The organism is Aquimarina macrocephali (assembly GCF_051627225.1).
In the GTDB taxonomy this organism is placed as follows: Bacteria; Bacteroidota; Bacteroidia; order Flavobacteriales; family Flavobacteriaceae; genus Aquimarina; species Aquimarina macrocephali.
Genome location: NZ_CP151795.1, coordinates 4,373,869 through 4,397,741 on the forward strand (window position 1 = coordinate 4,373,869; position 23,873 = coordinate 4,397,741).

The following is a 23,873-nucleotide window of genomic DNA, read 5'->3' on the forward strand; positions in this document are numbered from 1 at the left end:
AATGAGTATAAGTATAATAAATAGGATAAAGGATTCAGCTATGCTTAAAAGACACACGTATTATATTTTACTAGTAATATTCTTGTTTTCTTGTGCATTACAAGCACAGGTTTTTCCGGTAAATGTTACTCCTCAGATAATACCCCCATATAGTTTAAAACTATCAGAGTATAATACAGCCTCATCAGATAAATTAATACTTAATTTACTACTAACCGATATAACAGAATCGAATAGACAAGTGCGTTTAAAATTCTTTGTAGAAAATAATGCAGGTTTGTCTATCCAGAGTAATGATGTAGTGATCGGAGCTAATCCGATTTTCCTGGATGGAGGGATACCATTACGATTAACTAATTTAGATTTACAACCTTATTTTGCCCTTCAGAATTTAAGAGGAATTAACCCGCAGCAATATAGCGTGCCTTTACCAGAAGGCTTGTATCGTTTTTGTTTTGAAGTATATGATGCGCAATCGGGGCAACAGATTTCTCGAAAAAGCTGTGCTACAGTTTATCTAGTTCTTAATGATCCACCATTTTTAAATCTACCTAATCGAGGAGAACAAGTATTGATGCGAGATCCGCAAAACATTATTTTTCAGTGGACTCCTAGGCATCTTAATGCTACAAATGTAGAATATGAGTTTACATTGGCTGAGCTTTGGGATAATCAAATGGATCCGCAAGCTGCATTTTTGGCTAGTCGACCATTGTATCAGACCAATACTTTTGCTACTACTTTGCTATACGGACCTGCAGAAACTTCTTTACTGCCAGATAAAACATATGGGTGGAGAGTACGAGCCATGATAAGTGACGGGATCAGTGAAACCTCTGTGTTTAAAAATGACGGATATAGCGAAATCTATTACTTTACTTATACCGGTAAATGTGCAGAGCCAGAATATATATTGGCGGAGGCAAAAAATACAACCAGCGAAAAGATTTTATGGCAAGGCGTAGATCACTTGAGGTATAATGTGCAATATCGTAAGAAGGATACAGAAAATGCGATTTGGTTTGAGGGAGGCACTATTAATGAGTATACAACTATTTATAATCTAGAACCAGGAACGACGTATGAGTTTAGAGTTGGGGGACAATGCCTGGATAATGGTCCGTTTACCTATTCTCAAATCTATGAGTTTACTACCATACTGGCAGACGACAAAGAGTCAACGTATAACTGTGGTATTACACCCGAGATTATTATTACCAATCAGGACCCTTTAGAAAGGTTGGTTACAAATGAAGTATTTACTGCAGGAGATTTTCCGGTAACGGTAAAAGAGGTAAAAGGGGATAGTGGCTCTTTTTCGGGATGGGGATATATTGTGGTTCCGTATTTACAGGATACTAAGTTAAAAGTGAGTTTTGACAATATTAGTATCAATACAGATTATCAACTTTTGGATGGGATTGTAGTAACAGACTATGATGAAAACTGGGAAGGAATTGAATCTGTTAATGATGTGACAGAGGTCTTTGAAGGAGATAATGATCTAGAAGCTGTACAGCTTGATTATGATATAACGATTAATGATATTCGAGTAAATGATGATGGTACTATAACCGTAACAGATCCGGTAACAGGAGCAATTTCAAAGTATCCTGGTGGAGATGATGTGGTTATTATTGATAGTAATGGTGATGTATACCATGTTGACGAAGATGGTAACATTAGACAGGGAGAACCATTGGCAGATGGTGGAGGTGTTGATTCAGAAAACACTCCTGGAGTTGATGAAAATGGAGATGTCTCTCAACTTTCTGCAGAGGGTATCAAAGTAGAATTTATAGCCGATAACAGTTATGCTTATGGATTTGATTCAATACCAAATGGGCAGGAAAAACAATTAGGAAAGTATTACGGTCAAATAAAGGATGCAAAAGGTAAGCCATATGCTATTATCAATAAGGCAGTAGGAAATGGAGCTTCAGATAAAATAAAAGCAAAAGTTACCATTACCGATAGTAGCTTATCGATTAAAGACCTTGTTATTAAAACAGCTAATGGTGAAAATGTTAAGTATGAAGTATCCGGAAGTAATGAGATTACGTTAGAACTCAATGGGTATTATGCATTTGAGCATGAAAATATATACGCTACGATAGAGTCAAAGGATAATACAAAACAACAAACTATAGCAGGTGTATTTTCTCTTTGGCATTTGTCTAAAAAAGATATTAATGTAACTATTATACCGGTTGATGGAGTTTCATTGCCAAGTAAATCAGAACTTACATCAGAAATCAATACAATCTTTGGTAAAGCATCGGTTAATATTGACCTTACAATTGCTAGTGATTTTAAGGTAGATAAATCTCTTTACGGAGGGGATACAGTACAGATGGGAGATAGTGGTTTCTTTACCAACTATACAGAAGATCAAAATGCTATTATTAAGGCGTATAAATCAAGCATAACTACTTCTCGTAAATCCTATTATCTTTTTGTGTTTGGCAGCAATATACAACCTAGCCGAAGTGGTGTTGCTGGCTTTATGCCGATTAAACGACAATTTGGGTTTATATTTAATGGTAACCTTTCAAAAGAAGAGGAAGGTAAAGATAATTTGGCGGGAACAATTTCTCATGAACTTGGCCATGGTGTCTTTGGATTAGAACACCCATTTACAGAGCTGAAAACATCAAAAGGAGCTACCAATTGGCTTATGGACTATGGTAATGGAGTAGAATTATCACATTTGGATTGGGCACAAATTCATAATCCTGATTTTAAATTATATCCATTTCAGGATGATGAAGAGGGGGAGTTTCTTTTTTCGGATGATGAATTTATAGGTAAAGTATTTCAAATTATACGATATGCGTATTTGAATTCAAAAGAAGATAACCTAAGTATAGATACATCTGTTTTTGGAAAAATAGGAACTTTTCATGGAACTTGGAAAGATCACAATCTAAGTGTATCAATACATAAAGGACGATTTGAAGGAAGTTCTACTTTAGTTCCGAAGTATATCAAAGAAGTCGATAATAATAATAGAAAAAAGGAACGTAACAGTTTACTGTATAAAAATGTAGAAATTTTTACAACTATACCTGTGTTTAGGCCAAATGAAGTAGTTGATCCAGTAGAATTGAAAAAATTAAAAGAACACCTGTTTCCAAAAGATAAATCTCAAAGAAAAAATGATATAACCGAGGTTTTCGAAATAAAAAAGAACATCACAGGAGGAGTTTATTACGAATTAAACTTAAAGACAAAAGAAGAGGATTATATTTTTGAGTTTGACCATCACGATGAGGTAGAAAATTTTTGCAATGCCATAAAAATTGATCGAGACAAAAGCTATACGTTACCTAATGAATCAAATTATTCAAAAGAAATAATTAAGTATCTTAATGATGAGTTTTTTCCTCAAAATGGTATCTCTATAGGTACGGAATGCGATGATATTGATACCTATTTTTCTGAAATCCCTAAAGACTACTTAATAAAAGCTAATAAAGTTGATTTTCATAAAGAGAGATTATGGCAAACTTTAAAATTATTATTAAACTGTTCTGTTAATGATATAGGCGTTTCTGAAGAAGATGCTGTAATAACTATTTTGGAAGCTATAGCAAAAGATAATGAAAATACCTTTCTTTCTGATTTAAGATCAAGGAAAATTAATGACAATAATGCTTTTAGAGAGCTTTATAGCAAGATAGATGATTGGGGAGGTAAGGATAATTTCACAAAATTCATTAATATTATTTATGAAGCTTGGAAAAACTCTAAATACAATTCAGGTATGGTATACGATATACCGTATGAAAGTAGTAAATATGGAGTTTTTTATTTAAGTGATTATGAGGTTGAGTTTAAAGATGAAAAGACCGACGTCGAATTTATAGAATATGTTCAGACTTATCGATATGATGATTATGGGACTGCACGAAAAGGAGTAAAAAAGCCTGTAGTGAGAGGAACATATGATATTTATGATCCTATACGATTGACAAAATATAATAAGATTGCCACTTCTGGTATTAATGTTGAATCTACAAAAGTGCCAATATTCATTCTTAAGGCTATTGATGAAAAGTATAGTACAAGTAATATAGAACAAGGAATACAACTTACTTTTGAAGTCGCGCTTACGGCTACTGGAGTAGGTAACCTTACTAAGTTAAGACATATAAAAACATTAGGTAAGCTAGGACAGTTTTATGAAGGGCTGAAGTATACGGAAACAATGGTAAGTGTAACCAATATGGTACTTAAATACTCCGATTATTGTGCCGAAACTAATCAGACTTCAGTAGTGTCACCAACGACAAAAAAAGAAATGACTTTTTGTCAAAAATTTGGTCTTGTGGGAGATATTTTGGCATCGATAAATGGAGTTACTGGTTTTGTCAAAGAAATGGATGAATTGGCAAATTTATCAAAACAACTTCGTAATGATGTAGATAATAATCCAGACCTTCTACCAACTAATATAAGTAGAACAGATTTTAATCGTGTGATGAGTAGATTGCATGAAAAGATAACAGATGAAAGACTAAACTTATTATGGAAATTGAAGGCACAAAGTGCTTTGGCTACTGCGTTGAAGAATTTTGAAAATCATAAGTTTTTATTGTCTAGTACAGAGGCTTTATTAAAATACTCAAAAACTTGTGATGCAGATGAAACATGTAAGGAAATAAGAGCTTATTTAGGACATATTCAAACAGTTATAAAAGTACAAGGTCTAGGAGGGACTATTATTAATAAGGCAAAGACATTATCAAAGACAATAAAAGAAGACCCAAATGCCCTAAACAAATTGAAAAAAACGATAAATGACCTAGATATCGTTGCAAGCGGTGTGACCCCTTCATTAAGAACTGTTTTACTAGATGCTAAGTATACAAATACAAAGGTCAAAAAAATGTACGATGAGGCATCTCCCACAAGAAAGTCAGAGCTTGAACAATCATGGAGGGTTCTTGAATCTTTTGAAAATATTCGATTGGGTAATGATGGTAAAAATCTAGAAATTCTAGCTAAAACCTCTGGTCGTTTTACTTATGAAGGGCAAGACTCATTTTTAGGATTTAACCAACTTATAAATAATGGTTCATCAGTAAGTAAGAATAATCTTTTCCGAGGTCTAGAAAAAGCAAATGAGTTTTTTAAACTTGATTGGAAATTACCGATTAAATTTTCAGGAATCAAGAAAGGAGATGTTATAATTACTACTGTAATAGATGGTAAAAATACAGAAGTAGCACGTATAGATACCAAAGGAAATCTGATAAAGAAAAAATTTCTGGACGAGGCAGATGGAGCAGAAGTTGCAGGCAAATATAAAGAGCATGTAATTTTAAGAAAAGGAAAAGAGGTTGGGTTTAAGAAAATTGATAATGCGAAATATGGCAGATCTACTATTAATTCAATTAATGGCTTTTCTGATAATGTAGCTTCAATTGTAGGTAAGCATGGAATAAGTGTAGAAAATTTTAAGAAAATCTATCAGAAAATGAAATATCATCAACTAAAACAAGATGATAAAGCTATAATAAGTGCTATTAGGAATTCGATTCCCATACCAGATGGAAATACAATACTTCAAAAAGTGATCTCCAAATCTGATATAGAAAAATATTTGGATGGAACTTATAATACAGTTGGCGGATTTATTACGGCTGCAAAAGATGCAAAACACTTAAAAACGTATGAGGATGTTTTCTATGGGATGAGGCTTGATTATGAGAGTGAAAAAGGTCCAGTTTTTAAGTTGTCTGACGGTAGTTGCGGTATAATTAGATACAAAGTTAAAAACCCAAATTTGACGATACCTCAAGGATCGGGATTACCTTATCCATACACAGGGAACGGGTTTACATCTGGAAACCATGGTAGACTAGGAGTTCCCGAATTAGAGTCTCCGCGTTATACACCTCAACATGGCGACCCTATGCTTATATTAATGTCAGATGGTTCTGAGAAATTAATTGCAAAATTTGATAAAGATAAAAACAAGTTTGTTTCTGTAGAATGATAATAAGACACGGAGAATATACAAGTTATCATGGACATGAAATAAGATTTCATGAAGTAAGACATGAAGCTCCAATTCCTTTTACTCATTTCATATTAATCTATGAAAATGAAAAAGAATGCCCAATTGATGAATTTAAGAAAAGTATTCATGGGGGATTTATAAAAATTATCAAAAAGGATGTATTAATGAATGCGTTTGGGATTATAACCAAAGCTCTTTATAGAGGAATTGTATTTGAGGCTTATCATTATTTTGAGGATATAAGAAGTATTAGCTTAAAAACTTATGATAAAAAAATTGGTGAAGAGTTACCGTTTGTAAAGCTTATAGATTCTAAAGGAATGGAATATTATTCTGGTGAAATTAAACTCTCAGAAATAGAAAAAGTTTGGGAAGTAAGAACAAAATCGAAATATGATGTGCCAATGCCATCTGATATAGAAAAGGAGAAAATTATTTGGAAACCAATATGCTGATTCTTAGACGAGGTAAAAACGTAAATCCCTGAAAACCGTGAACTATTTTTCTTTTTTTAAAAGTAATATTGTAGTGTGATAATTCGATCTAAGACTACAATCAAAACTAAATAGAAGTCAAGTCGTATAGATCAAATTCTGGTTTTTGACAGATAAATAAAATATAAAATAGTGTACTTAAAAAGGAGAGAAAAGTAATCTCATTTATGTTATAAGAAATTGTGAGGGAATTTAATATAAAATCATTTTTGAGTATACCAATTAATGTAAATCCATTAAAGAAATTACTATTAGTGTTTTTGGTATTCCCATTTTTGTGTTATGGCCAAACTCTGGATTATGAAACAATCACTCAAAGCAAACCTCTAAAAGTTAGTGGTCAGGTTTCTGCCAGCGGAGTGTATTATAGTTCCAACCAAAATAATAACAGAGAACCTTTTACCTATTTTTTACAAGGAGCGCTTAACATCAATATTTATAGCTTTTCATTACCTATATCCTATAGTTTTTCGAACCAGGGAGAGAATCTGGGGTATCAGCTTCCTTTTGATTTTAACCGTATTAGTTTACATCCAAAATATAAATGGGTTACTGGTCATATTGGTAATGTAAGTATGACCTTTTCTCCCTATACTTTAAGTGGTCATCAGTTTACGGGTGGAGGTATAGATCTTACCCCTCCCGGAGCTTTAAAAATAAGTGCTATGGGTGGCCGTTTGCTAAAAGCAGTAGAGGATAATGAAGATGCAAGAACTATTCCTTCGTATAGCCGTATGGGATATGGACTAAAAACGAGTTTTGAAAAAGAGCGTTATAGAATAGGAGTTATTGGTTTTTATGCCAAGGATAATTCAACTTCTATTGATTCTATCCCCGAAGCCAAAGGTGTATTACCCCAAGAAAATCTGGTAGTAAGTATAGAAGGAGAAGTTAAATTAGGTAAAAGTTTTAGCCTTCAGGCCGAATATGCCTCTACAGCGATTACCAAAGATACCCGAGCCGAAGAGGTAGATAATTCGGACATCTCGCCGATAGCTAATTTTTTTAATAATCGAGCTTCTACAGAATATTATACAGCTATCAAAACACGTTTAGGTTATGGCGTAGGACGAGTAAATCTTGGTTTGGGATACGAACGCATTGAACCTGGTTATGAAACCCTGGGAGCGTATTATTTCAATAATGATTTTGAAAACATAACCTTAGATGCCTCTAATACGTTTTTTAAGGACAAATTAAGCTTAGCTCTTAATATTGGGTATCAAAGAGATGATCTTGATAACTTAAAGGCTAATAACACCAATCGTACGGTTGGATCATTAAATGCAACCCTTTCTGTATCAGATAGGTTGAATATCTCTGGTATGTACTCTAACTTTAGTACGTTTACTAATATCAAGCCTAATCAGTTTGATGAGATTAATGATGCCGATCTTTTAGATGAACAGATAGAGGAACTGGATTACAAGCAATTATCACAAACAGCTACTTTAACGATTAACTATGTGCTTTCAGGAAAAAAGACCTCTCGCCAGAATCTAACGATGAATTATGCACTCAATGATGTCTCAAATGAACAAGGTGGCGTGGTTAGATTGGGAGATGCTTCTACTTTTCATAATATGAACCTTGGTCATACGATAGATTTTTCAGAAAGAAGCCTAAGTATAAGCACATCAATTAATGGGACTTATAATACAATTGGAAGAGAAGAAGCAACGACTTGGGGTCCTACTGTAAGTGTCGGTAAGCGATATTTTAAAAAAACATTGAACACCCGACTTTCTGCAGGATATAATAGTTCTAGTAGCCTCACATCTAAAACAAATGTTACGAACCTAAGAGGGGCGGTGACCTATACTTTAAAAGAAAGACACAATTTCAATCTTAATGCTGTACAATTATTTAGAAATGGTGGCAATACAGGTGGTTTAAGCGAATTTACAGCTACTTTTAGTTATAATTATGCATTTGGACTTAAGAAACCCAAAATCAATTTCAATAAGAAGCCTAAAAAGCCGAAAGAAGTCAATGACTCTATTAAAATTCAGTATAGAAAATATCGTTATGAAGGACTCCCTACAGATATCACTCCAGAGTTATTAGCACTACCAGAGAAAGAAGGTTTTGCTCATCTTATCAAAGATAAAAGAGGTAAGTTAAGTGATCTTGGAGAACAACTTGTAGAAACCGAACAAAAAGATAAAAGAGTATACAAGGAGGTCGCCATAAGTTACCTTAAAGCAATGAATCTTTATTTTGACTTTGCAGAGTTTTACAATGAAAAAATATATGAATCCTATTTAAAACTAGTTGAGGAGGCACAGGAGATTGACCGCCAGATACGGGATGAGTTTACAGTACTAAGTGGAAGAATCAATAGTGCAGAAGAAAAAAATCAAGAAGATCTGGATAGACAAAAGGTATTAGAGAAACGGTATAAATCACATACCGAACTTTTACAATCTTTATTAAAATGGAATTTGAAACCGGAAGATATTGAATATCCAGAAGGAGATATTAAAACATTAAAAAGACGCAATGCATCAAAAGTCTTCTCTATGTACCAAAATGATAAACCAGAAAGAGATATTGTGAAATTTATCGAAATACGACTGGCAGATGTATTTCATAAACTATTAAAAGAAGAAAACTAGTTTATACTGATAGTTGGTTCTCATTTTTATAACCCAAAGATAGAATTCTGTAAAAAGTACAGAAACAACCGTGATCCTTATATAAATAAATTAACTGTCTATCTCTAATTTTGAATATTGATACTGTAACAATACAGTGAAAAATTAAAATTATGAGTAAAAAGTATATTGCAGAAATTAATATTGCCAAAATGAAAGCTCCGCTGGATTCTCCTCTACTAAAAGAATTTGTTGATTTTCTGGAACCGATTAATAAGTTGGCCGATGAAAGTCCAGGATTTGTATGGAGATTAAAAGATGATGATGGCAGTTCTGCGGCAAATATTGAATCCCCTTTAGAAGATGATATGATGCTTATTAATATGTCTGTTTGGGAAGATCTTAAATCTCTTAAAGACTATGCCTATGGTACTGTACATAGTTATTTTGTGAGAGATGGTAGAAAGTGGTTTGAAAGAATGAAAAGTCCTCATATGGTGCTATGGTGGGTAGATCACGATCATATACCAACAACAGAAGAAGCCTTGTCTAAATTGAAACATATAGAAGAATATGGACCGACTTTTGATGCTTTTAATTTTAAAAAGACTTTTAATAGTATAGGTGAAGAGGTTTAAGTTTATGATTTTATGTTTATATTGATGAGAATATAAAGCAATGAATCGGGATATATGATATCTGTAAAAGCAGTAGATAAGATACCAAATTATCATTTGTATGGTAATAAAGAAGGTGAGGTTGCCTCATTTTTTAATATGAGACGCCTAGAAGAATCATCTAATGGCCTTAATACTACAGCGCATCATCCTCATCGACATTTTAATCTCTTTCAGATCATTTGGGTAACCCATGGGTGTGGAAACATCATGATAGATGAAGAAATGTATAAAATGGAGAAAGGAACACTATTTTATATTCACCCAGGGGTAGTTCATGCATGCGAAAATTCTAATGATTTTAAAGGATTTGTATTGCATTTCTCACCAGATGTTTTGTTATCACATACCAGAGCGAATACCAGTTTTGAAATTATAAATACGACAATACATAATACATCTTTAGTAGTGCAAACTAATAAGGAAGAAAAAATGATTAGTAGTAGTATTACAGCCCTTTGGAAAGAATTTACTAATGACTATGTTGAGAAAGATCAGATCATTAAAAATCATCTTAATATTTTGATGATCCATATCCAACGACAGATGCATAATGATCAGAGTTTTGGAGATGGTACATCGGGTAATATGATTGTGAAGTCTTTTAAGAAGTTAATCGAACAAGATTATAAAAAAGAAAGAAGCGTTAGCTATTACGCTTCTTTACTACATATTACACCAACCTATCTAAATGATACAGTAAAGAAATCAACAGGAAAAACAGCAGGAGAATTGATTAGAGAATGTGTTGTTTTAGAGGCTAAGCGACTTCTGATTTTTAGCAAAAAAAGTATATCCGAGATTGCTTTTGAGTTACATTTTGAAGATTCTGCCTATTTCTGGAAGTTTTTCAAGAAATATGTATCTATTTCTCCAAAATCTTTTAGAGAAAAACATTAATTAGTAATGGGATGTGCTGCTAGAGATGGCTTACGCACTTCAATAAATGCCAGAGTAAACCCAATAACTTCCAAAGGAAGGCTTATGATCTGAACAATATCGGCATTATGATCGGTAAATATCCCCACAACATAAAAATACATTTTCTGAATTAAATAAAAAAAAGCTGACTTATATAAGTCAGCTTTTCCTTTTTTATTCCTGTAGCGAGAGGGGGGCACGATCCCCCGACCTCCGGGTTATGAATCCGACGCTCTAACCAACTGAGCTACCTCGCCATATTCCTTATTTTAGTATAAAAAAACTATTTAAAACAGCTTCTTTTTATAGAACACTTTTTGTAGTACTCCTAAGGAGGGTGCAAATATAAAAACAAAATGGATTGACGCAAACAATAATGCATAATTAATTTTTTTTTCAATGTACTTTTAAAGTCGATAATTAATCTATATATTGGCTTACCAACAATTAATGATATGTCTGAAAAAATAAAATATGAACTTGAATTTGTGGTACAGTCGTCGCCGCAACTATTATATCAATATATATCTACTCCTTCTGGTCTCTCAGAGTGGTTTTCTGATAATGTAAACTCAAGAGGGGAGTTGTTTACATTTATCTGGGATGATTCTGAAGAGGAAGCAAAACTTTTAAGCAAAAAAAGTGGTGAGCGAATAAAATTTAGATGGGTAGAAGATGAAAATGATGGAAATGATTATTTCTTTGAAATGCGTATTCAGGTTGATGAAATAACCAAAGACGTTTCTCTTATGGTTACTGATTATTCTGAAGATGATGAAATGGACGAAAGTAAAATGTTATGGGATAATATGATAGGGAATCTAAAACAGGTATTAGGCTCAGCATAATTCTTCTTTTTATAATAAAAATCTATACCCCATAAACATTAAAATTTATGGGAATTTTTTATGGTTAATATCAACGGAAATTTACTAGAAGATCATAAAGCAGTATTGGCTATTGATAATAGAGGATATGCATATGGAGACGCTTTATTTGAAACTATCAGAGTTAATTCTGGTACTATTTTATTTTGGGAAGATCACTATTTTCGATTAATGGCTTCAATGCGTATTCTTAGAATGCAAATCCCTATGTCATTTACTCCAGAATTCTTAGAAAAAGAAATCATAGATCTTGTCACTGCAAATGGGTTAACAAATTCTTCGGTAAGGATAAAATTAATGGTAAATAGAGTCTCTGGCGGGCTATATACGCCCGCTTCTAACGATATCGAATACAATATATTGGTTTCTAAGTTAGAATCCAGTTTCTATACGATTCCTGATCAGAAGTATGAAGTTACTCTTTTTAAAGATCATTATATCAATACAGATATCCTATCTACTTTAAAATCAACAAATAAACTGGTTAATGTTCTTGGTGGAATTTTTGCCAAAGAAAATGGCTTTGATAATTGTTTGTTAATCAACTCTGAAAAAATGATTATTGAAGCTTTGAACGGAAATTTATTTCTTGTAAAAGGTAATACAATAAAGACACCTCCAATAGCAGATGGGTGTCTAAAAGGGATACTAAGAACTCAGTTGATAAGAATTCTTGAGAAATTACCAGAATATCAAATAGAGGAAGCTTCTATTTCTCCTTTTGAGTTACAAAAAGCAGATGAATTATTTATTACTAATGTAATTACAGGAATTATACCAATTACCAAGTTTAGGAAAAAGGAGTATACTTCTAAAACAAGTAAGAGATTATTAGGAATATTAAATACCAGGATAAGATTAGGGGATTAATTGTATGTAGGATTCTCTGGAGCATTAGACCAAAGGACATATTCTCCTCCTAGTTCTATCATTTTTTCTTTCCAGAAAGTATCACAGGACTTTCCGAAAATATTCTTTTTGTAATTATTTTCTACAATTACCCATGAGTTGGCTTCAAGTTCTTGATTAAGTTGCTTAGAATCCCAACCAGAATATCCTAAGAAAAACCTGATTTCATTTGGAGTGATTTTATCTTCAACAATAAGCTGGGAGACAATAGAGAAATCTCCTCCCCAATAAATACCGCCAGATATTTCTACACTGTTAGGAATTAAATCGGGAACTTTATGTATAAAGTATAGGTTATCTTGTTCAACTGGTCCACCATTATAAATCTTAAACTCTATTTCAATTTCTGGAACCAGATCAGCAAGAAAATACTCAAGTGGTTTGTTCATTATAAAGCCAATGGACCCCTGTTCACTATGATCAGCCAAAAGGACCACCGAACGGTTAAAAGACACATCTCCTATAATAGACGGCTCAGCGATTAATAAATGTCCTTTTGATGGTTGTAGTGATATCATACTAACAATTTAACTTATCTTAAATCTAAATAATTATTTCTAATAATCAAAGTAGTTAGGAGTTTTTTGCCGAAAAATCATAAAAAAAACTCCCAAATTTGGGAGCTTTTAAATAATATCGAAAACGAACTGATTAGTTTACCGAACTTGATAAATCAGCACCAGCCTTAAACTTAACAACGTTTTTAGCAGCGATTTTAATAGTCTTACCAGTTTGTGGATTTCTACCTTCTCTTGCAGCTCTTCTAGAAACTGACCAAGATCCAAATCCTACTAAAGAAACACGTCCTCCTTTTTTAAGAGTACCTTCAACGTTTCCTAAGAAAGATTCTAAGGCTTTTTTAGCCGCTGCTTTAGTAATTCCAGCGTCAGCTGCCATTGCATCGATTAATTCTGTTTTGTTCATAATTCTGTTTTTAAATTAATTGTTGGTTAAACCAATCTATTATGTTAAACGCTTTACAAATTTATACGGATTTATGATTCATGCAAGGATTGGCCCAGTAAATACAGGGATTTGTTGATAACTCAATGCGATTGTTAATAACCAATGTTGTTTTAGATAGATTTTTAAACCCTATATTACATAGGGGCTAACACATTTTTGCATCTCTATAAAAGACATAACCATTCAATAATGCTTTTGACTCCATTGCTTTTTTACCGGGCAGTTGAAGTTTTTTCAATATAATGTATCCTTTTTTTACTGCTATCTTGATTGTCGAATCTTCGATAATAATTTTACCTATATCATATGTATGAGCCTCTTCAATAGGTTGAGCATTGTATATTTTTATTTTTTCAGCCCTCCCTTTATTGTACAATTCACACCAGGCAGCAGGATAGGGACTTAATCCTCTAATCAGATTATGAATAGTATATATGTCCTCTTCCCAATTAATTCTGGTGTTCTCACGATTTAGTTTATATGCTGTTTTAAAAGCACTGTCTTTTGGTTGTGGGCTTACCGTTACCGAATCATTTTCTATTGCTTGTATAGTCTCTAATACCAGATCGGCACCTTTTTCCATTAGTTTATCATGTAGTACTCCTGCGGTATCATCATTTTTTATTTCAACTTCTTTCTGAAAAATAAGATGACCGGTATCTATTTTTTCATCAATAAAAAAAGTAGTAATTCCTGTTTTTTGCTCTCCATTAATAACAGCCCAGTTAATCGGTGCTGCACCTCTATAATCAGGAAGAAGAGATGCGTGTAAATTAAAAGTTCCATATTCGGGCATACTCCAAACTATTTCCGGAAGCATTCTAAATGCAACGACGATATTAAGATTAGCACCCAAAGCTTTTAACTCTTCAATAAAATGCTCATCTTTTAGATTTGTTGGTTGAAGAACGTTTAGATTTTTGGATAACGCATATTCTTTAACAGCAGATGCTTTAAGTTTTCTACCTCTTCCCGCCGGTTTATCGGGGGCAGTAATAACACCAACTACAGTATACTTGTTTTCTATTATTGTTTTTAAGGTCTCAACGGCAAAATCCGGTGTCCCCATAAACAGGATTCGTAAGTCTCTCATTATTTTTGTACTAATTGATAGTGGTTATCGTGATTAATCCTTATAATTTGGTGTTCGTTCATTTCCCGCAATACTCGTAATGCTAATTTTTCGGGATATGCTAACTGTGTCAGTAAATCTCTTGAAGATAAGTTTTTTCTTTCTAAAAGTCTTATAATATCTTCTTGTATTTTATAGAGATCTGCTGAAGTGGAATTACTTTTTTTAGTGATGCAAAAACTACAGATACCACAATCTGTAGTATCTTTTTCTCCAAAATAATGAAGTAATTGCCTGCTTTTGCATTCAGTATTATTTCCTGTAAATCTTAATATCGCTTCTACCTTCTTTGTTTTTGAAGTATTTTGTTTTATTAGGTGGTGTTTAATGCGATTGATTGTATGGTCATCTTCTCTTGGTAATAAGAAAATAATTTCTGCATCAGAAATTTTGTATATAAACTCTAGTAATTCGGCTTCTTGTAATTTATTTAATACATTAACTATTTCTGCTTCGGGTTTCCCTACTTTTGAAGCAATCAAAGGCAGATTAATTGTCACTTTTTCATCAAAGATACCGCCGTAAGTTCTAAGAATAGCTTTGGTAATTAGTTGATACTCTATGTTATTTTCTAGAAATTCTAAAAGATGATTTCCCGTCGTAAGAATATAAACACTACTTTTTTTGGTAAATCGTTGCGTAAACCTAATTACACCACAGCGATCCAAAAATTGTAACGTATTGTAGGCAATGAGCGTATTTAACTCATAAGTTTTACAAAACGTATTGAATTCAAAATTATGAACAGTTTGCTCACCTTCACCATATGATATTTGAAAATAGTTACACAGTCTTCGATATACTAGTTTTACTTCATCTACATCGGGTAATACTTTTATAAATTGATTGTGTAATCTTTGATTATCATTTGTGTTTTTTAAAAGATAGGCAAAAGATTGCTTGCCATCACGACCTGCTCTTCCCGCTTCCTGAAAATAACTTTCTATACTTTCTGGGGTTGTATAATGAATCACTGTCCGCACATTGGGTTTATCGATTCCCATTCCAAAGGCATTTGTAGCAACCATTACTCTAATTTCTTCTTTTAACCATTGGTTAAAACGTTTAGTTTTTTCTTGCGCATCCACACCACCATGATAGTATGTTGCCAAATATCCACTTGCATTAAGAAAATCACTTAATTCAACCGCAGATTTTCTATTTCGTACATAAACGATAGATGTTCCCGGGTATTTATCTAAAATCTGAGTGAGTTTATGATTTTTATCGACTACATTTTCTACCCTGTATCCCAGATTAGGTCTAAAAAATGATTGTTTAAATATTTTGGGTTGAAAAAGATCCAGTTCTAGTACAATATCATCTACTACTTCTTTGGTGGCAGAAGCGGTTAATGCAATTACAGGTACAGAAGGATGTATTTTTCTTAGTACTTCTATTTTTTTGTAAGATGGCCTAAAATCATTTCCCCATTGTGAAATACAATGAGCCTCATCTACTGCAATAAGATTAATATTCATTTGCTTTAATCGCTCTTGCACAATGTCTTGCTGAAGACGTTCTGGCGAAAGGTATAGGAATTTATAATTGCCATAAATACAATTATCAAGCAAAGTATCTAATTCTGAATATTTAATACCGCTAGGTAGAGCAATTGCTTTTATATTTTTTTGCTGAAGATGCAGTACCTGATCTTGCATTAATGCAATTAATGGCGAAATAACAATGCAGATACCTTCCATTATTAGAGCAGGCACCTGGAAACAAATTGATTTTCCTCCACCTGTGGGTAGCAATGCAAAAGTATCTTCTCCTTCCAATACCGAAGCTATAATCTCTTCTTGTAATGGCTTAAAGCTATCGTGTTTCCAATACTGCTGTAATATTTTAAGAGGAGACTTTAGCAAATTATTTTATGTTTTTGAGGATAAAATCATAACGTTCCTGTACAGTTCCAAAAGGTACTTCAAAACAATCATAACCTAATTGATTATAAATTTCTAACAGATGATGATGAATTTCTTCTGCTTGTTCAAAACTCTCATAGCGTTCATTGTCGGATACATAAATATCTTCCCATGGTGGTAGTAGAAATACCTGATCATACATATGCTTTTTACAAGCATTTATAAAATCATCGCTATAGGGCTGGTCAAAATAGTTCATGTAAGCCAAAACATCTGGTATGCCTCTATCATAAAATGTGAGATCTTCTTTTTGGGATATGGCATCTTTAAATTGATCGACCCTTCCGTTAAGGATTTGTGTATTAAATTGATAAGGATCAGAAACAGAAATTATGGGATTAGAAACAATAGCTTTAGAATCATCACTTTTTAAAGCTTCTTGAGTCATACTTCGTATAATCTCATGAAAACAGAAAAATTTTGCTTCTTCAAGTTTATGGATAACCGAGGTTTTCCCTGTTCCGGGTGCTCCGGTAATTACAATTCTTTTCTTTGTCAAAGGAATAATTTTGGTGCAAATTTCGTAATTATAAAAGGATTTTGAAAAGAAGTTGTTTAAAGTTTTTATATTCTAACAAACAGAAACAATTTGATGTATAGTATGGTAGTTGCTAAAATCAAATAGATAAAATTATATTTTACATGTATTGGGATAAAATCGATCGTTATTTTCTCTCAATAACATCTACACCTCGATGAAATGCAAATATTGAGTTTTTAACAGGATGTCGAAATGGATATTCAATTTGAAGGAATAATCAAGTCATTCAGCAAAAAGATTTTATGTAGAGAGCATGATTGTTTTACTTTAATGATAGAAGGCATTAGAACGTGTAATATAGTATGTACTTAAGAATTAGAAAAAAGTGAAAAAGAAGTTGTTTTTAATACATGGGTGGATTGGTAATCAATTAGGCATACTCTTTTTTATAATTTGTTTTTCTGGAACAATCTCTACTATTAGTCATGAGTTAGATTGGTTAATTCAATCAAATTATAGAGCTATACCACAATCAACTTTTGTTTCAAGAAATGTTATTTCAAATAATTTTGCGATGACATATCCAAAAGCTAAAATCACCTATTGGATACGACATGATGAGCCTTACCTATGTGATTTGTTGTATAAAGAAGAGGATAATAAGCTTTCGTTTGTATTTGCAAACCCTTATACAGGAGAGATTCAGGGAGAAACTAGTCTTATGGCTCAACTTTATCTAAGGGATTTACATTATTATCTCTTTATACCTTTTCAAATAGGAAATTACATTGTCTTACTTTTTGGATTTCTCATGCTTGTTTCGGTAATTTCTGCTCTTTATTTTTATAAATCCTGGTGGAAAAAGCTTTTTACACTTGATATAAAAAAAGGGTCAAATAAATTTAGTAGAAGCTTACATAGGGTAGTTGGTTTATGGACTATTCCTTTTATTTTTCTTATTGTGATCATTAGTAGCTGGTATTTTGCAGAACGTGCAAATATTGCGGGTATTAAACCAATGGTAAACCCTAAACATATAAAATTAGATATTCTTAATTATCAAAAAGAGGAGAAGAGTTCGTTTCCTTTTAATATAGATTATGATAAGGCAGTTAAGATTGCAGAAGAAGCTATTCCTCATCTTAAAGTAAAAAATATTTCTCCTGCTATTGATTCTACCGAAACAATATATTTAATGGGAAATAGTAATGTTCCATTAGTTAGGCAAAGAGCAAACCGTGTGTATATCAATCCATATAATTATAAAATAGAACATATACAAAACGCCGCAACCAGTACTACTATTATGTGGATTAATGATATTGTAGATCCTTTGCACTTCGGGTATTGGGGAGGGATAACAACTAAAATAATTTGGTTCATTTTTGGACTTTTTATTTCAATCTTGATACTTTCTGGTATCTATATTTCTTTAAAGAGAAAGGCTCGATTGAAACAGAAAGGTATGATTGAAAAAATATCTGTAAACGCTATAAATACAATAATTACTAGTTGTTTGTTTTACTTTATGCTAAAACGATTACATACAAGATACGAAGCTACTATTTTGGCCCATTGTGTAATCTTTATTTTCTGGACAGCAGTATTTGCTTTATTATATTATTTATTAGTTTTTAAAATAAGAAAAACGAGAAGTGTAGAAAACAAAATTAATTAGGTTACTCCATATCGTGCTATAAAATACAGTTCGTAAATGCTAAATCGAAAACGGATGGATTTTGATATGCTGAATTTTATATATAGAATGATATAGTATATATACGACATTAATAAGAAGTGAATATTATGTATATAAAATGATTCTCAGGAATCATAATAATTTGTAATGATCTGTTAAAGTTGGATCAACGAAGTGAATTTTTAGTAACTTCAATAGCAATTGATATGCATTTGCTTTATTTAGACTAGTTAAATACAAATCTTAAAAATTAATACTCATGCCTGTTTATAATTTAAAAATTAATGGTCAATCTCACAGTGTTGAGGCGGATCAGGATACTCCTCTTTTATGGATATTAAGAGATCACCTTGATATGGTTGGCACCAAATTTGGCTGTGGTATAGGTCAATGCGGTGCATGTACTATACATGTAGACGGTTCTGCTAATAGAAGCTGCTTGCTTCAGGTTTCTATGGTAGAAAATATGGAAATTACTACGATCGAAGGCTTATCTGAAGATGCCTCACATCCCGTTCAACAAGCCTGGAAAGAAGTAGATGTACCACAATGCGGGTATTGCCAGGCGGGACAAATGATGTCTGCCGCTGCTTTCTTAAAACAAAATGCAAACCCGAATAAATCAGAAATCAGGGATGCAATGAGCGGTAATATATGTAGATGTGCATCTTACAACAGAATAGAAGAAGCTGTAGAAGTTGCTGCCAGTAAAATGAGTTAACCCATTTAAATTTTAAACGTATGAAAAATAATGCATCACCTTCATTCGGTAGAAGGTCATTTATAAAAACATCGGCATTGGCTGGTGGCGGAATGTTAATTGGGTTTAATTTATTTCAGGCATGTAAACCTGAAGCAACACCACCTGTTGATATACCTATTGATATTTCTCAATTAAACTTTAATGATTTTAATGCCTTTATCAAGATAGCTGATAATGGAATGGTAACTATCTTCTCTCCAAATCCAGAAATAGGCCAGGGGGTTAAGACTTCTATGCCTATGCTTATTGCAGAAGAGCTTGATGTATCATGGGATAATGTTCATGTAGCTCAAGGTGTATTGGATACCAAAAACTTTACAAGACAAGTGGCTGGAGGAAGCCAATCTCTTAGACAAGGGTGGGAACCACTACGCCAAACAGGAGCTACAGCCAGACAGATGTTAGTTAATGCAGCAGCAGCCAAATGGGGAGTAGATGCTTCAGAATGTAAAACAGAAAATGGTGTAATTATAAATGCCAATGGCGATACACTTGGATATGGAGAAGTCGTTAAAGAAGCAGCAGCCCTCGAAGTACCAGAAAATATAACATTAAAAGACCCTAAAGATTTTAAAATCATAGGAAAAGATATTCCTAATGTAGATGTTGATAAGATTATTACCGGAAAGTCTCTTTACGGAATGGATTATAAAGAAGACGGAATGGTATATGCTTCGGTATTAAGACCTCCTGCTTTTGGTAAAATGTTGATTGATTTTGATGATACTGCTGTTAGAGCAATTTCAGGAGTGCATGATGTGGTTAAGTTTGGGGATAAAATTGCAGTCTTAGCAAAAGATACCTGGACCGCAATGAAAGGAAAAAAAGCATTGAAAGCTAATTGGACTTCAGATTCAAAATTAGAAAATACAGAAGATCATGATAAAATATTGATAGGTCTTCTTAATGGTAAAGAATTTAACACACTACGTTCCGATGGGGATGTTAAAAAAGCATTTGCTCAGGCAGATCAGGTGATCGAGAGAACTTATGAATCTCCGTTCTTACCCCATAATTGTATGGAGCCTATGAATTTCTTTGCAGATGTTACTCCAGAAAAAATTCGTTTAGTGGGGCCTATACAAACACCGGCAGGTACAGCGCGTAGGGTTGCCAGTTTGTTAGAACGCGACCCAGAAGATGTCTCTGTAGAAATGACCAGAATGGGAGGTGGTTTTGGAAGACGACTCTATGGGGATTTTGCTTTGGAAGCAGCAGAAATATCAAAAATTGCCCAAAAACCTGTCAAAGTAGTATATTCTAGAGAAGATGATATGTCTGCAGGGATATATCGTCCGGCAATAAAATATAAAATCAGTGCATCAATTAAAGATGGTAAAATTAGTGGATATCATCTTAAGGAAGCTTCTGTAAATTCGAATATGTATGGGTTGATACCTAATTTTTTTCCAGCTGGAGCTATTGAAAATTATCAGGTAGATGTCGCTAATTACAATAGTGAAATTACAACAGGAGCATGGAGAGCCCCATATACTAATTTCTTGTCTTTTGCAGAACAAAGCTTCTTTGATGAATTGGCCGAACTATTAGAAATTGATCGTATTCAACTTCGTTTGGACTTACTACAGAAAGTAAAAGGAACCACAGATGATAGAATCCAGTATTCACCAGAACGATTAGAGAAAGTAATACAAGTGGCTGTAGATAAATCAGGATGGGGAAAAGCAAAAGAAGGAACTTATCAGGGGTTTAGTGCATATTATTGCCATAATACCCATGTAGCAGAGGTAGCAGATGTAGTATTAGAGAATGATATTCCTGTAGTTAAAAAAGTTACTTGCGTGGTAGATTGTGGAATCGTTGTGAACCCGCTAGGGGCTAAAAACCAGATTGAAGGAGGAGTTATTGATGGAGTAGGTCATGCGATGTATGGTGATTTTTCATTTAAAGATGGGGTGCCGCAAGACAAGAATTTTGATACATATCGTTTAATTCGTATTAATGAAACTCCTGTGGTCGAAACACATTTTGTAGAAAGTGATATTGCTCCAACAGGATTAGGAGAACCTACATTGCCTCCTGCAGGAGCTGCTGTAGCAAATGCAATTAAGGCTGCAAAAGGAATACGATTATATAAGCAACCTTTTATTAAAAATATGAACTCCAAAGCGCCATTGGGATAGTACGCTTATGACACACGAATTCAAAGAAATAATAGAGTCTTATCATAAAGCCAAACAGCAGGGAATACCTGCTGTTATGGCTACTGTAGTAGATGTAGAAGGGTCTTCTTATAGAAGACCAGGGGTTGGTATGCTAATTCTTCAAAATGGAAAAATGACAGGTGCTGTAAGTGGAGGATGTGTTGAAAAGGAAGTGCTACGACAATCACAATCTGTATTTGCATCCGGAGAATCAAAAATGATGACTTATGATGGTAAATATAGATTAGGGTGTGAAGGATTACTATATATTTTGATTGAGACTTTTGATATTAGCTATATTGGGATCGAGGCCATACAGAAACATTTAAAATCCCGAGTGCCATTTGAGATTACCTCCTGGTATTCTAAAATGGATGAGGTAACTTCTATAATGGGATCGATTGTTCAATTTAAAGGAGGCCAGGCACTCTCTTTTTCGCATGAAATTGAACCAGATGATAGTCTAGATGACTTTATGAGGGAAATACAACCATGTTTCAGGTTGATAATTATAGGTACAGAACATGATGCTGTACAATTATGTCAGTTAGCATCGGCTACTGGATGGGAAGTAGCTATTGTTGGCTCTCCACAATATCCTAAGAGATTAGAAGATTTTCCCGGAGCCAAAGAAGTGATACATAGTGCTCCAGAAGATTTAAGTATGGATCATATAGATGATCAGACAGCTATTGTTTTAATGTCTCATAATTTCGCTAAAGATTTATTATATCTTCAAGCGTTAAAAGAAACCAAACCGACGTATATTGGATTATTAGGACCAGCACAACGCAGAGAAAAATTATTGTCTGCTTTTATAGAGTATTTTCCCGAGGTTACAGATAGATTTTTGGATACTGTTCATGGCCCTGCAGGTTTAAATCTGGGAGCAGAAACTCCTCAGGAAATCGCAATTTCTATAATTGCCGAAATATTATCTGTGATTAGAGGCCAAAACCCGATACCATTACAAGAGAAAAAAGGAGCGATTCACGATGATCCTAAAAGGAAAAAAATAAATGTCATTTCTACCAAAACCTAAAATAGCACAACTTATCCTTGCAGCAGGTTCCTCGAGTAGAATGGGAGAACCAAAACAAGTATTGCCGTGGAATAACACTACATTAATTGGCCATGCAATACAAAAGGTACTATTAGTGCAAAAAGCAGCAATCTATGTGGTTTTGGGAGCACATTATGACACTATATATAAAGAAGTTTGTCATTTTCCTGTTACAATACTCAGAAATACAAAATGGCAATCAGGAATGGGATCTACAATACGTTCTGGAATTATGGCAATACAACAGGACAAATTACCGTATGATGGAGTTTTGATTTCATTGGTAGATCAACCATTATTAGATACAACTCATTTTAATTCGTTAATTACTAAGTTTAGCGAAGAACCAAGTGCCATTATCGCCACAGATTTGGGTTTTGGTATTGGGGTTCCTGCAATTATTCCTTCTAAGTACTTCTATGAATTATCGCAATTACAAGCAGATTTTGGCGCGCGATACCTTATTAAAAAACATATAGATAATATAAATACAGTTGATGCTATTGGTAAAGGAATAGATATTGATACGATAGCACAATATACTGCTATGGTAAAAAGCAATTTTTCTTCTTAAAAAAGTAAAAGGAGTTTATAGGTAACTTCGTTTTTATAAATCATAAATGTATCTTTGGTCTAAATTTTGATTTGATAAATGATACTATGAAAGACCCTGAAGAGTTTTATAAAAAATTAAAAGAACAACTGGCAAACACATCACTTTGGCCAACTTCATATTTATATAAGTTTATTGTACCTACAAATGCTGAAAAGATTGAACAAATCGAAGTAATTTTTGATAATCTGGGTGCGGTAATTCATACAAAACAATCTAAAAATGCTAAGTATACCAGTGTGTCTATCAATGTTAGAATGAAAAACCCTGATCAGGTGATTAATAAATATAAAGAAGTTGCTGAAAAAGTAGAGGGGGTAATTTCGTTATAGTAACCACTTAAAAAAAAATACTATAAAGTGTTAGAATGACAAATTCTCGAGTAAGTATAAAACTTGAGATGCGTTTAATACCTGTTTTTCTTTGTTAAATACCATTGATTAATAAATAAAATATAGTAATGACAGTAGCTTACTTATTTTATTTTAGTATTTTGCGAAACAAATTATAGAATAGTCCGAAAAGTAATCAATTGTCAAACTGAATCTAA

The 23,873-nt window shown here is 33.2% G+C and carries 19 protein-coding genes and 1 tRNA gene; 13 read left to right on the forward strand and 7 right to left on the reverse strand.

The window, feature by feature from the left end; translation table 11 throughout:
• Position 1: 1 nt before the first annotated feature.
• The 5 genes from AAFU52_RS19290 to AAFU52_RS19310 all read left to right on the forward strand — a co-directional run bounded on the left by AAFU52_RS19290 (position 2) and on the right by AAFU52_RS19310 (position 10,696).
• On the forward strand, positions 2–6,004 hold the full coding sequence (locus tag AAFU52_RS19290; RefSeq protein WP_438423175.1) for a hypothetical protein: 6,003 nt from the start codon (positions 2–4) through the stop codon (positions 6,002–6,004).
• Positions 6,001–6,483, forward strand: a complete 483-nt coding sequence (locus AAFU52_RS19295) for a hypothetical protein (protein ID WP_438423176.1) — start codon at positions 6,001–6,003, stop codon at positions 6,481–6,483. The genes AAFU52_RS19290 and AAFU52_RS19295 overlap by 4 nt, the downstream gene beginning before the upstream one ends.
• Before the next feature lie 248 nt (positions 6,484–6,731).
• Entirely contained in the window at positions 6,732–9,140 is a 2,409-nt protein-coding gene (locus AAFU52_RS19300; RefSeq protein WP_438423177.1) for a hypothetical protein, read from the forward strand.
• A gap of 152 nt (positions 9,141–9,292) precedes the next feature.
• On the forward strand, positions 9,293–9,757 hold the full coding sequence (locus tag AAFU52_RS19305; protein ID WP_438423178.1) for a DUF3291 domain-containing protein: 465 nt from the start codon (positions 9,293–9,295) through the stop codon (positions 9,755–9,757).
• Between the two features lie 54 nt (positions 9,758–9,811).
• Positions 9,812–10,696: an AraC family transcriptional regulator gene (locus AAFU52_RS19310; protein ID WP_438423179.1), complete on the forward strand. Its 885-nt coding sequence runs from the start codon at positions 9,812–9,814 to the stop codon at positions 10,694–10,696.
• Here AAFU52_RS19310 and AAFU52_RS19315 read toward each other — a convergent pair.
• Both AAFU52_RS19315 and AAFU52_RS19320 read right to left on the reverse strand, forming a co-directional pair.
• Positions 10,693–10,839 carry a hypothetical protein gene (locus AAFU52_RS19315; RefSeq protein WP_161635245.1) on the reverse strand — a complete coding sequence of 49 codons (147 nt, stop codon included), beginning with the start codon at positions 10,837–10,839 and terminating at the stop codon, positions 10,693–10,695. The genes AAFU52_RS19310 and AAFU52_RS19315 overlap by 4 nt on opposite strands.
• A gap of 61 nt (positions 10,840–10,900) precedes the next feature.
• Positions 10,901–10,974: transfer RNA gene (locus AAFU52_RS19320), tRNA-Met, on the reverse strand.
• A gap of 198 nt (positions 10,975–11,172) precedes the next feature.
• On the opposite strand from AAFU52_RS19320, the gene AAFU52_RS19325 reads away from it, so the two are divergent.
• Together AAFU52_RS19325 and AAFU52_RS19330 are read left to right on the forward strand one after the other, a co-directional pair.
• Complete coding sequence (locus tag AAFU52_RS19325) at positions 11,173–11,565, forward strand: START-like domain-containing protein (protein WP_024769073.1); 393 nt, start codon at positions 11,173–11,175, stop codon at positions 11,563–11,565.
• A 60-nt stretch (positions 11,566–11,625) separates the two neighbouring features.
• Positions 11,626–12,474, forward strand: a complete 849-nt coding sequence (locus AAFU52_RS19330) for an aminotransferase class IV (RefSeq protein ID WP_438423180.1) — start codon at positions 11,626–11,628, stop codon at positions 12,472–12,474.
• On the opposite strand, the gene AAFU52_RS19335 is transcribed toward AAFU52_RS19330, so the two are convergent.
• The 5 genes from AAFU52_RS19335 to AAFU52_RS19355 form a co-directional block, all read right to left on the reverse strand.
• A complete protein-coding gene (locus tag AAFU52_RS19335) occupies positions 12,471–13,031 on the reverse strand; it encodes a YqgE/AlgH family protein (RefSeq protein WP_024769075.1) in 561 nt (186 codons plus the stop codon). The genes AAFU52_RS19330 and AAFU52_RS19335 overlap by 4 nt on opposite strands.
• A 133-nt stretch (positions 13,032–13,164) precedes the next feature.
• Entirely contained in the window at positions 13,165–13,437 is a 273-nt protein-coding gene (locus tag AAFU52_RS19340) for an HU family DNA-binding protein (RefSeq protein WP_024769076.1), read from the reverse strand.
• Between the two features lie 187 nt (positions 13,438–13,624).
• Positions 13,625–14,572, reverse strand: coding sequence for a methionyl-tRNA formyltransferase (fmt, locus tag AAFU52_RS19345; protein ID WP_438423181.1), 948 nt, complete (start codon positions 14,570–14,572; stop codon positions 13,625–13,627).
• Complete coding sequence (locus tag AAFU52_RS19350) at positions 14,572–16,479, reverse strand: RecQ family ATP-dependent DNA helicase (RefSeq protein ID WP_024769078.1); 1,908 nt, start codon at positions 16,477–16,479, stop codon at positions 14,572–14,574. The genes fmt and AAFU52_RS19350 overlap by 1 nt, the downstream gene beginning before the upstream one ends.
• Position 16,480: 1 nt before the next feature.
• Complete coding sequence (locus AAFU52_RS19355) at positions 16,481–17,038, reverse strand: AAA family ATPase (RefSeq protein WP_438423182.1); 558 nt, start codon at positions 17,036–17,038, stop codon at positions 16,481–16,483.
• A gap of 367 nt (positions 17,039–17,405) precedes the next feature.
• Between AAFU52_RS19355 and AAFU52_RS19360 the strand changes: the two genes are divergently transcribed.
• The 6 genes from AAFU52_RS19360 to AAFU52_RS19385 all read left to right on the forward strand — a co-directional run bounded on the left by AAFU52_RS19360 (position 17,406) and on the right by AAFU52_RS19385 (position 23,655).
• Complete coding sequence (locus tag AAFU52_RS19360) at positions 17,406–18,698, forward strand: PepSY-associated TM helix domain-containing protein (RefSeq protein ID WP_438423184.1); 1,293 nt, start codon at positions 17,406–17,408, stop codon at positions 18,696–18,698.
• Positions 18,699–18,978: 280 nt separating this feature from the next.
• A complete protein-coding gene (locus AAFU52_RS19365; protein WP_024769081.1) occupies positions 18,979–19,440 on the forward strand; it encodes a (2Fe-2S)-binding protein in 462 nt (153 codons plus the stop codon).
• A 20-nt stretch (positions 19,441–19,460) separates the two neighbouring features.
• Entirely contained in the window at positions 19,461–21,626 is a 2,166-nt protein-coding gene (locus tag AAFU52_RS19370) for a molybdopterin cofactor-binding domain-containing protein (protein WP_438423185.1), read from the forward strand.
• Between the two features lie 7 nt (positions 21,627–21,633).
• Positions 21,634–22,689, forward strand: a complete 1,056-nt coding sequence (locus AAFU52_RS19375) for an XdhC family protein (protein WP_438423187.1) — start codon at positions 21,634–21,636, stop codon at positions 22,687–22,689.
• The gene (locus tag AAFU52_RS19380; RefSeq protein ID WP_438423188.1) at positions 22,667–23,284 is read left to right on the forward strand and encodes a nucleotidyltransferase family protein; all 618 of its coding nucleotides are present in this window, start codon (positions 22,667–22,669) and stop codon (positions 23,282–23,284) included. Before AAFU52_RS19375 ends, AAFU52_RS19380 begins: the two co-directional genes overlap by 23 nt.
• A gap of 86 nt (positions 23,285–23,370) precedes the next feature.
• Complete coding sequence (locus AAFU52_RS19385) at positions 23,371–23,655, forward strand: DUF493 family protein (protein ID WP_024769085.1); 285 nt, start codon at positions 23,371–23,373, stop codon at positions 23,653–23,655.
• The last annotated feature ends 218 nt before the right edge of the window (positions 23,656–23,873 follow it).